Annotated in this window: 1 protein-coding gene; it reads right to left on the bottom strand. The window is 41.3% G+C overall.

What is annotated here, in order from left to right; genetic code table 11:
- Positions 1–974, bottom strand: a 974-nt coding sequence (locus C1752_RS27930; protein WP_199464553.1) for an asparagine synthase-related protein, incomplete at its 3' end; no start/stop codon positions are given.
- Positions 975–1,052 lie beyond the last annotated feature (78 nt).

The raw sequence follows: 1,052 nt of genomic DNA, 5'->3' as shown, positions 1-1,052 counted from the left end.
ATGGCGTCATACATGAAATGACGATTAGAAAAGTTAGGTAATAAAGTTCGCCTCAGTTTTTCAGCTACTCCACTCATTGGTCCTAAGCCCTCCGCGGTCATGTACTCTATCCTGACGTTTTCAAAGGATTTGAACTCATCAATATATTCACGCTCATCTGTGAACATCGGTTTGGATGATTCAGGAATGACTCCCGCAATGGCAATAAGCTCCTTATTCTGGTTTTTTAAAATGTGACTTGCTACTGCGGTAATGGCCGAGGAATCTAAGCCACCGCTTAACATAGATGCCACAGGTAAATCGGTCCTTATCCGATCGCCAACAGCTCTAAACATGTCTTCTTGAAAAGCTTCTACTAAGTCACTTTCCTTTTTATAAGGTAGGCGCTTAGTCGGGTCAGGTCTCCAATAGACGTGTTTCTCAATACCATTGTCATTAACTACCATCGTGGTAGCCGGCTCAACCCTTGAAATATCCTTCAAATAAGTACTCTCCTTATTGCCATAAAAATTCTCTAATAACAGGAGGTCACAAATCTTATTTGGGTTGGGTCCCTTTTGTATAAGGGCAGTCAAGGGCTTAATCTCTGAAGCAAAGATGAATTGGCCTTTTTCAAAGTGATAGTAAATAGGTTGATGACCAAAGTGATCTGTTGCCAACACTAATTGGTTTTTATTTTCATCCCAAATCACAATAGAAAAGTCACCTATAAGATAACTGGCAAATGCTACGCCCCGCTTTTCGTATGCTAAGAGAATAAGTTGACTATCCGTAGTCTGGTGGTCGTTTGCCAAGCGAATTCCCAAGTGCCTTGCCACATCGTCTCGATTATCAATGCGAGTATCCGCAGTTATGGCAATTTTCCTTGTCGAATCGAAGAAAGGCAATTCCTCATGAAATGACTCTGGAGTGAAAAAATTCATCTTGTGCCCAAATCCGACATTGCCGTTTAGCCACAGCTTACTTTGGTCCACACTCGAAATCTCAAGCCTTCTTTGCATTGAAAGTAAAGTAGCTCTCTCAACTGGTCTATTATCGAAATTAACAATGCC

Origin of the sequence: Acaryochloris thomasi RCC1774 (assembly GCF_003231495.1) — a bacterium.
GTDB lineage: Bacteria > Cyanobacteriota > Cyanobacteriia > Thermosynechococcales > Thermosynechococcaceae > RCC1774.
The sequence above is the reverse complement of the archived record's forward strand: the minus strand, read 5'-3'. Positions and strand labels throughout refer to the sequence as shown.